Origin of the sequence: uncultured Senegalimassilia sp., from assembly GCF_934632265.1 — a bacterium.
Classification (GTDB): domain Bacteria; phylum Actinomycetota; class Coriobacteriia; order Coriobacteriales; family Eggerthellaceae; genus Senegalimassilia.
In genome coordinates, this window is sequence record NZ_CAKTYH010000087.1 from 1 (window position 1) to 8,304 (window position 8,304).

The following is an 8,304-nucleotide window of genomic DNA, read 5'->3' on the forward strand; positions in this document are numbered from 1 at the left end:
CCACGGCCGCGCGCCTGGGCGTCGAGCAGGCCCTGTTCGACCCGCAGCGCCTGCGGACGGCGTTCGTGCGCGGCGGCGACACGGTGACGGTGGGCCGCTATGAGCTGCAGGTCGTGGAAACGCCCGGCCACACGCCCGGGCATCTGTCGCTGTTCGAGCCGCAAAGCCGCATCCTGTTCGGCGGCGACCATGCGCTGTTCGTCATCAGCCCCTCCATCGCGCTGTTCCCGCGCGACGGCGACGGGCTGCAGGCCTACCTTGACAGCATCAAGCGCGTGCAGGACCTGCATATCTCGCAGCTGTTCCATTCGCATGGCCCCATCCGCCCCGATTTCGAGCAGCGCCTCGATTGGCTGGCCCAGCACCACTTGAAGCGCCTCGACGAGGTGCGCGGCATCGTGGCGCGCAACCCGCGCTTGTCGGGCTACCAGATCATCCGCGCCATCAAGTGGAACGTGCCCTTCGACGACTGGGAGGATATCTCGTTTTTGCAGCGCTGGTGCATCGTCACCCAGGGCATCGTGTACCTCAAGCACCTCGTGGCCGACGGCAGCATCGCGGTGAAAACCTACGGCGACGGCATCCAGCTCTACGAATCCGCGCGCTAAGCGTTCGAAGCGGGCCCTTATGGGCTCGCTTCGCTGTTTTGCCGCCCGAAGGTTCCCGCCCGCCGCCCTTCGGCTATAATCCAAAAGATTGCAAACACACGTGACACGCAAGAAGAGGCGCTTCATGTTCGATAACCTTTCCGATCGCCTGCAAGGCATCTTCTCGGGCCTGCGCGGCAAGGGCCGCCTGACCGAGGACGACATCAACACCGCCATGCGCGAGGTGCGCATGGCCATGCTCGAAGCCGACGTCAACTTCAAGGTGGTCAAGCAGTTCGTGGCGCGCACGAAGGAGCGCTGCCTTGACGCCGAGGTGCTCGACTCCCTGTCCCCGACGCAAAACGTCATCAAGATCGTCACCGACGAGCTCACCGAGCTGCTCGGCCGCACCGACAGCAAGCTGGTGCTCTCCAGCCGCATCCCCAACGTCATCATGCTCGTGGGCCTGCAGGGTTCCGGTAAAACCACCGCGGCCGCCAAGCTGGCGTACCGTTTGAAGCAGGAAGGCCACAGCCCGCTTCTGGCCGCCTGCGACGTGTACCGCCCCGCCGCAGCCGATCAGCTGGAAACGCTCGGCAACGAGATCGGCGTGCGCGTGTTCCGCGGCGACGGCAAGGACCCGGTGGCCATCGCCAAGGGCGGCGTGCAGGATGCCATCGATAACCTGCGCGACGTGGTCATCGTCGACACGGCGGGCCGTTTGCACGTCGACGAGCAGATGATGGAAGAGGCCCAGGCCATCAAGTCGGCCGTCAAGCCCGACCAGATCCTCATGGTGGTCGATGCCATGACCGGCCAGGACGTGGTCAACGTGGCCGCGGCCTTCTCCGAGCGCGTCGATTTCGACGGCGTCATCATGTCGAAGATGGACGGCGACGCTCGCGGCGGCGGCGCGCTGTCCATCCGCGAGGTCACGGGCAAGCCCATCAAGTTCATCAGCGCCGGCGAGAAGCCCGACTCGCTCGAGGAATTCCATCCCGACCGCATGGCTCGCCGCATCCTGGGCATGGGCGACATGCTCAGCCTCATCGAGTCGGCGGTGAAGGTTCAGCAGCAGGAAGAGGAGCAGGCCGAGACCGAGCGTCTCATGAAAAGCCAGCTCACGCTCAACGACTTCGTCACCATGAACCGCCAGATCCGCAAGATGGGCGGCGTCTCCAAACTCATCAGCGCCCTTCCCGGCGGCGACAAGGCTTTAGGCCAGGGCCAGGTCGACGAGGGCGCGCTCGATCGCATGGAGGTCATCATCAATTCCATGACCAAGGCCGAGCGCGAGAAGCCTGACCTGCTCAACGGCAGCCGCCGCGCCCGCATCGCCGCCGGCGCCGGCGTGTCGGTCACCGAGGTCAACCAGCTCATGAAGAAGTTCAATGAGACGAAGAAGATGATGAAGCGCATGATGCCGGCCGTCGAGGAGATGGGCGGCAAGGGCAAGAAGGGCAAGAAGGGCAAGCGCCGCCGCGGCATCCCGGGCATGGGCGGCATGAAGATGTCGGACCTGAAGAAGATCCAGGACATGATGGGCGACATCAAATAGCCTTGTCTGCTCGCCCGTAGCCGGAACCGCTCGATGGTGCGGCTACGGGCGGGTCTTCGTTGTATGCGAAACCGATATCAACCAATAGGCGCAACAGGGGAGCGTCTGAAAACGAAAGGGGAAACCAATGGAGCTGCAGATCCGTCCGTACACCGCAGACGATATCAAGGCCATGGTGCGCATCTGGAACGAGGTTGTGGAAGCGGGCGATGCGTTCCCGCAGGTCACTCCGCTGACCGAGCAGAACGCCGACGAGTTCTTCTCCGCCCAGACCGCCACCATGGTGGCCGACGTCAACGGCATCATCTTCGGCATGTACATCCTGCATCCCAACGGCATCGGGCGTTGCGCGCACATCGCCAACGCTAGCTTCGCCGTCGCCTCGGCCTCGCGCGGCCTTGGCCTTGGCCGCAAGCTGGTGGAGAACTGCATCGAGACCTGCGGCAAGAAGGGCTTCCGCGGCCTGCAGTTCAACGCCGTGGTCGCTTCCAACGAGGCCGCCCAGCACCTGTACGAGTCCATGGGCTTCACGAAGGTCGGCATGATCCCCGGCGGCTTCATCAACGGCCTTGGCGGCTACGAGGACATGTTCATCTACTACATCGACACGCTCGACACCGCCCAGCCCTGCTGAGGCTAGCCGACCACCCGGTCGGGTTTGGGCTTCGAGGATTCTGCGAAAAGCAAAGCGTCCGACCAAAAGGCTTCCGAGCGCTTGTTGCGGCCCTCCATTCGTCCGCTTTATTCGTGAACGCCTGGTGATATCCGAAGCGAAGGCTTGTCAACCGAGGCGTTTCGCCTTATCATAAACAACTGCTGTTTTGCTGCGCGCTTTTTTGCGGGCTGGCAAAGAGGATTCAAGTAAGAACAAGAAGGAGTTACTCTTCATGGTTAAGATTCGCCTGGCCCGTCACGGCGCCAAGAAGCGTCCGTACTACCGTATCGTCGTTGCCGATGCCCGTTGCCCGCGTGACGGCAAGTTCATCGACGACATCGGCCGTTACAACCCGCTGACCGAGCCCGCAATGATCAAGATCAACCTGGAGAAGTGCGACAAGTGGCTGGCCAACGGCGCTCAGCCCACCGACACGGTTGCCGCCCTCATCAAGAAGTTCCGCGAGCAGGCGTAAGCTTATGGCAGCGCAGACCGAGGAAATCGCTGGGCTCGTAGAGTCCGTGATCCGTCCGCTCATCGATAACCCGGACGACTTGGTCATCGATGCGCGCGAAACCGAAGATGGCTCCATCTTCGTCGAGGTTCGTGTCAACGAGGAGGACGCGGGCAAGGTCATCGGCCGTCAGGGCCGCGTGATCAAGGCCATCCGCACGCTTGCGCGTGCCGCGGCATCTTCCACGAACACCCATGTCGACGTGGAGCTGCTCGATTAATGGGCGCTTGGGTTCGCGTAGCCGAATTCACGAAAGCTAAGCACTTGAAGGGAGGGCTCGTCGCGCGTAGCGTGGCGGGTCTCCCTTTTTTGCTTGAAGAAGGCCTCTTCTGCGCTTTCGTGCCTCCGGTGATCGATGTTCCGCGTCAAGGCACCGTGGTCGAGGTGCGTCCCGAGGCCCGGGGCGGCGCCACGGTGTTCTTCGATACCGTCGTCGATGCCAACCAGGCAGATGCCCTGGTGGGCTGCTATGTTCTTGCGCGCCGGGAAGATCTTCCCGATGATGTGCTCGAGCTGCAGGAAGGCGGCATCGAGGGCTTCACGGTGGTGGATGCCGAAGCCGGCACCATCGGAACCGCTGTGGCCATCAACGAAATGCCCGGCCAGCATCTGCTGGAAGTCGCGCGCGCCGGCCAGGACGGCACCGTGCTCATTCCCGTTGTGGACGAGTTTCTCGAAGGGGTGGATGAGCAGACGCGCTGCATATACGTCAACGTGCCGCAAGGCCTGCTCGATCTGTAACCTGTGGAGGTACCCATGATCATCGAAACGCTGTCCACGTTTCCCGATATGTACGAATCCGTCATGGGCGCTTCCATGATGCGCATCGCCCAGGAAAAGGGCATCCTGGATTTCGAGGCGCACGACCTGCGCGATTGGACGCATGACCGTCACCGCACCACCGACGACGAGCCGTACGGCGGCGGCGACGGCCTGGTCATGAAGTGCGCCCCCATCTTCGAGGCCTACGAATCGCTGTGCGCTGCGCCGTGCAAGGGATCGGGCGACGCCGAGCAGCCGACGGGGCAGGGCGCTGCCGCTCCAGCCGAGCAGGCGCCCGGCGAAGGCTCCGACCCCGCTCCCGCCGCACAGGCGCCTTGCGAAGGCTCCGACCCCGCCGCTGCCGCACAGGCGCCTTGCGAAGGCTCCGACCCCGCCGCTGCCGAGCAGGCGCCCTCCAAGCCCTACACCATCTTCCTGGCCCCGCAGGGCCGCCGCTTCGACGACGCCTGCGCCTGCGAGCTTGCCAAGCAGGACCGTCTGCTGTTCATCTGCGGCCACTACGAGGGCATCGACGAGCGCGCCTATACGCTGGCCGATGAGGTCATCTCGCTGGGCGATTACGTGCTCACCAGCGGCGAACTGGCCTCCATGGTGGTCATCGACGCCGTGGTGCGCAAGCTCCCCGGCGTGCTCGGCGCCGAAACGGGCGCTCTGGGCGAGAGCTTCGCCGACGGCTTGCTGGAATACCCGCAGTACACGCGTCCTGCCAACTTCAACGGCATGGAGGTGCCGGCGGTTTTGCTGTCCGGCAACCACGGCGCGGTCGACCGGTGGCGCCGCGAGCAAAGCCTCGAACGCACCTATCGCCTGCGCCCCGACCTGCTCGAGGGCATGGAACTGCCCGACGCCGACCGGGCATTTCTGCAATCTTTATCGACCGAAGGCCGGCAGTAGCCGCAGCGCGGTATCATAGGCAGCTAAGCGCTTATCGGGCGCCGCATGCGCGGGCTCTGTAGAAAGGAAACGTACGACATCATGGCCGCAGGTCAGCACGCCACCGGGGAAAAGGGCGGAATACTGCGCTCGTTTTTGAGCCTTCTCATCATGATCACATTCGTTCTGGGGCTTTCCTGGGCGCTGCGCACGTACGTCTTCACCGCTTACGAGATCCCCTCCGGCTCCATGGAGGAGACCATCATGACCGGCGACATGGTGTTCGCCGAGAAGGTCAGCTACTATTTCCGCGACCCGCAACCCGGCGACATCGTCACGTTTTCCGACCCCGAGATCCCGGGTCGCACGCTCATCAAGCGCTGCATAGCCACCGCCGGCCAAACCATTAACATCGACGGCGACGGCTTCCTCTACATCGACGGCGTGGCCCAAACCGAAACCTACGCCCACGGCAAGCCCACGCTGCCGCTCGCCAATTCCTCCATCACCTTCCCGTATACCGTTCCTGCCGGCTACATCTGGGTGATGGGTGATAATCGCACCAACTCGCAGGATTCGCGATACTTCGGCGCGGTCCCCGCAAGCTCGGTAACGGGCAGGGGCGTGCTGGTATATTGGCCCGTGCCCGACTTCGGCTTGCTGGAGTAGGGGCGCGTCGCCCGACAGTTTTCAAGTAGGCAAGCAAGGACCAGCGGAACCAGACAAGGAGAACCATGTCAACCGAAACCTTCGCCGCGAACGCGACAACGGGATGTGCCGGCTCGCAGCCGCCCACGTTCCAGGACATCGTCATGAACCTGCAGCACTACTGGGCCGCCCAGGGCTGCGTCGTTTTGCAGCCTTACGACGGCGCCGTGGGCGCGGGCACCAACCACACCGCCACCACGCTGCGCTCGCTCGGCCCCGACACGTGGCGCACCTGCTACGTGCAGGGTTGCCGCCGTCCCACCGACGGCCGCTACGGCGAGAACCCCAACCGCCTGCAGTACTACTACCAGTTCCAGGTGCTCATGAAGCCCAGCCCGGACAACATCCAGGACCTGTACCTGGGCAGCCTGCGCGCCATCGGCATCGACCCGGACAAGCATGACGTGCGCTTCGTCGAGGACGACTGGGAGTCGCCCACGCTCGGCGCATGGGGCCTTGGCTGGGAGGTGTGGCTCAACGGCATGGAGGTCACGCAGTTCACCTACTTCCAGCAGGTGGGCGGCTTCGAGTGCGCTCCCGTGCCCGTGGAGATCGCATACGGCCTTGAGCGCCTGACCATGTACATCCAGGGCGTCGACAGCGTCTACGACATCATCTGGGCCCGCGGCGACGACGGCGTGGAGTTCACCTACGGCGACGTGTACCTGGAGAACGAGCGCGAATTCTCCACGTACAACTTCGAGGTGGGTAACACCGAGTTTCTGTTCGAGGCCTTCAACCAGTACGAACGCGAGGCCGGCCTGTGCCTGGAGCACAACCTGCCGCTGCCCGCATACGACTGGGTGCTGAAGTGCTGCCATACGTTCAACCTGCTCGACGCCCGCGGCGTCATCTCCGCAACCGAGCGCATGGCCTATATCCTGCGCGTGCGCTCCATGGTCAAGGAGTGCTGCGCCTCCTACATCGCCACCGTCGTCGGCGACGATCAGGACGATCAGAACGAGAAAGGGGAGTAACCATGGCCGATAAGCACACTCTCGCGTTCGAGATCGGCGTGGAGGAAATCCCCGCGTTCGACCTCGATTCCGCCAACAAGCAGCTCGAGAAGATGGTGCCCGCGGCGTTCGCCGATGCGCGCATCCCCTTCGATTCCATCGAGATCCACTCCAGTCCCCGCCGCCTGATCGTCATGGCCTACGGCGTGGCCGACGCCACCGAGGCGCTCGTGGAGGAGTACAAGGGCCCCGCGGCCAAGATCGCCTTCGACGCCGACGGCAACCCCACCAAGGCGGCCATCGGCTTCGCCCGCGGCAAGGGTCTTGCGCCTGAGAACCTCGAGCGCCGCGAGGTCAACGGCACCGAGTACGTGTTCGCCACCAAGAACATCCCGGCAACGCCTGTGGCCGACCTGCTGCCCGATGTCCTGGCGGGCTTCATCACCGCCATCAAGTGGCCCCGCTCCTGCCGCTGGGCCGCGTACCGCGAGTACTTCGTGCGCCCCGTGCGCTGGATCGTGGCCATGCTCGACGATGTCGTGCTGCCCGTCAGCTACGCCGGCGCCGAGTCCTCCAACTTCACCATGGGCCATCGCGTGCTGGCTCCCGGCAAGCACACGGTCGACACCGCCGAGAACCTGCTCGACGTCATCCGCGCCGCCTACGTGATCCCCACGCAGGCCGAGCGCGAGCGCATCATCCGCGAGGGCGTCGCCGCCATCGAGGCCGAAACGGGCTTCACCGCCGACCTTCCCGCGAAGACGCTGCTCGAGGTGGTCAACCTCTCCGAGTACCCGCAGCCGCTCGTCTCCACCTTCGACGAGGAGTTTCTGCAGGTGCCCGAGGAGATCATCGTCGACGCCATGCTCATGCATCAGCGCTACTTCCCGCTCTACGATGCGGTGGGCAAGCTGACGAACAAGTTCATCATCGTCTCCAACGGCAACCCCGAATGCGCCGCCACCATCATCGACGGCAACGAGCGCGTGGTGCGCGCCCGCCTCGACGATGCGAAGTTCTTCTACGAGGAGGACCTCAAGCACCCGCTGGAGTCCTACATCGAGAAGCTCGACAAGGTGGTGTTCCAGGAATCCCTGGGCACGGTGCGCCAGAAGGCCGAGCGCCTGGAGAAGCTGGCTTGCGCCCTTTCCGCCGACGCTCAGCTTGATTCCGCCGACGCCGCCGATGCGAAGCGCGCCGCACGCCTGTGCAAGGCCGACTTGGTCACCAACGCCGTCATCGAGTTCACCAGCGTCCAGGGCGTCATGGGCAGCTACTACGCCGCCGCCTCCGGGGAAACCCCGCAGGTCGCCCAGGCCATCGGTCAGCACTATCAGCCGCGCTTCGCCGGCGATGCGCTGCCCGACACCACGGTGGGCAAGCTGGTCGCCTTGGCCGACAAGCTCGACACCATCTGCGGCCTGTTCGCGGTCGGCCAGGGTCCCACCGGCTCGTCCGACCCGTTCGCGCTGCGCCGTAGCGCCATCGGTATCGTGAACATGCTCGAGGCAGGTCTTCCCATCTCGCTTGCCGCCGCCATCGACGAGTCGCTGGCCAGCTTCGCCGACCAGGGCGTTGCCTTCGACGCGGCCGCCGTGCGCGCCGAGGTGGTGGACTTCTTCGTCACCCGCACCAAGGTCATGCTCAAGGACGCAGGCAACGGTGCCGAC

10 protein-coding genes are annotated in these 8,304 nt (G+C 64.3%); all 10 read left to right on the forward strand.

The window, feature by feature from the left end:
- A partial coding sequence (locus Q0H50_RS06965) for an MBL fold metallo-hydrolase (RefSeq protein ID WP_294420841.1) occupies nt 1-608 on the forward strand: 608 nt, incomplete at its 5' end.
- A gap of 124 nt (nt 609-732) precedes the next feature.
- Complete coding sequence (gene ffh / locus Q0H50_RS06970; protein ID WP_294420842.1) at nt 733-2,145, forward strand: signal recognition particle protein; 1,413 nt, start codon at nt 733-735, stop codon at nt 2,143-2,145.
- Nucleotides 2,146-2,272: 127 nt separating this feature from the next.
- A complete protein-coding gene (locus Q0H50_RS06975) occupies nt 2,273-2,779 on the forward strand; it encodes an N-acetyltransferase (RefSeq protein ID WP_042434501.1) in 507 nt (168 codons plus the stop codon).
- Nucleotides 2,780-3,032: 253 nt separating this feature from the next.
- Nucleotides 3,033-3,275 (forward strand): 30S ribosomal protein S16, encoded by a 243-nt coding sequence (gene rpsP, locus Q0H50_RS06980; RefSeq protein WP_366936648.1) that lies wholly within the window; start codon nt 3,033-3,035, stop codon nt 3,273-3,275.
- Nucleotides 3,276-3,279: 4 nt separating this feature from the next.
- On the forward strand, nt 3,280-3,534 hold the full coding sequence (locus Q0H50_RS06985; RefSeq protein ID WP_042434496.1) for a KH domain-containing protein: 255 nt from the start codon (nt 3,280-3,282) through the stop codon (nt 3,532-3,534).
- 119 nt (nt 3,535-3,653) lie between these two features.
- Nucleotides 3,654-4,055, forward strand: a complete 402-nt coding sequence (locus tag Q0H50_RS06990) for a hypothetical protein (RefSeq protein ID WP_294420845.1) — start codon at nt 3,654-3,656, stop codon at nt 4,053-4,055.
- 15 nt (nt 4,056-4,070) lie between these two features.
- Nucleotides 4,071-4,991 carry a tRNA (guanosine(37)-N1)-methyltransferase TrmD gene (gene trmD, locus Q0H50_RS06995; protein ID WP_294420847.1) on the forward strand — a complete coding sequence of 307 codons (921 nt, stop codon included), beginning with the start codon at nt 4,071-4,073 and terminating at the stop codon, nt 4,989-4,991.
- An 81-nt stretch (nt 4,992-5,072) separates the two neighbouring features.
- A complete protein-coding gene (gene lepB / locus Q0H50_RS07000) occupies nt 5,073-5,639 on the forward strand; it encodes a signal peptidase I (protein WP_294420848.1) in 567 nt (188 codons plus the stop codon).
- A 65-nt stretch (nt 5,640-5,704) separates the two neighbouring features.
- A complete protein-coding gene (gene glyQ, locus Q0H50_RS07005) occupies nt 5,705-6,655 on the forward strand; it encodes a glycine--tRNA ligase subunit alpha (protein WP_042434484.1) in 951 nt (316 codons plus the stop codon).
- Nucleotides 6,656-6,657: 2 nt separating this feature from the next.
- Nucleotides 6,658-8,304, forward strand: a 1,647-nt coding sequence (gene glyS / locus Q0H50_RS07010) for a glycine--tRNA ligase subunit beta (RefSeq protein WP_294420852.1), incomplete at its 3' end; no start/stop codon positions are given.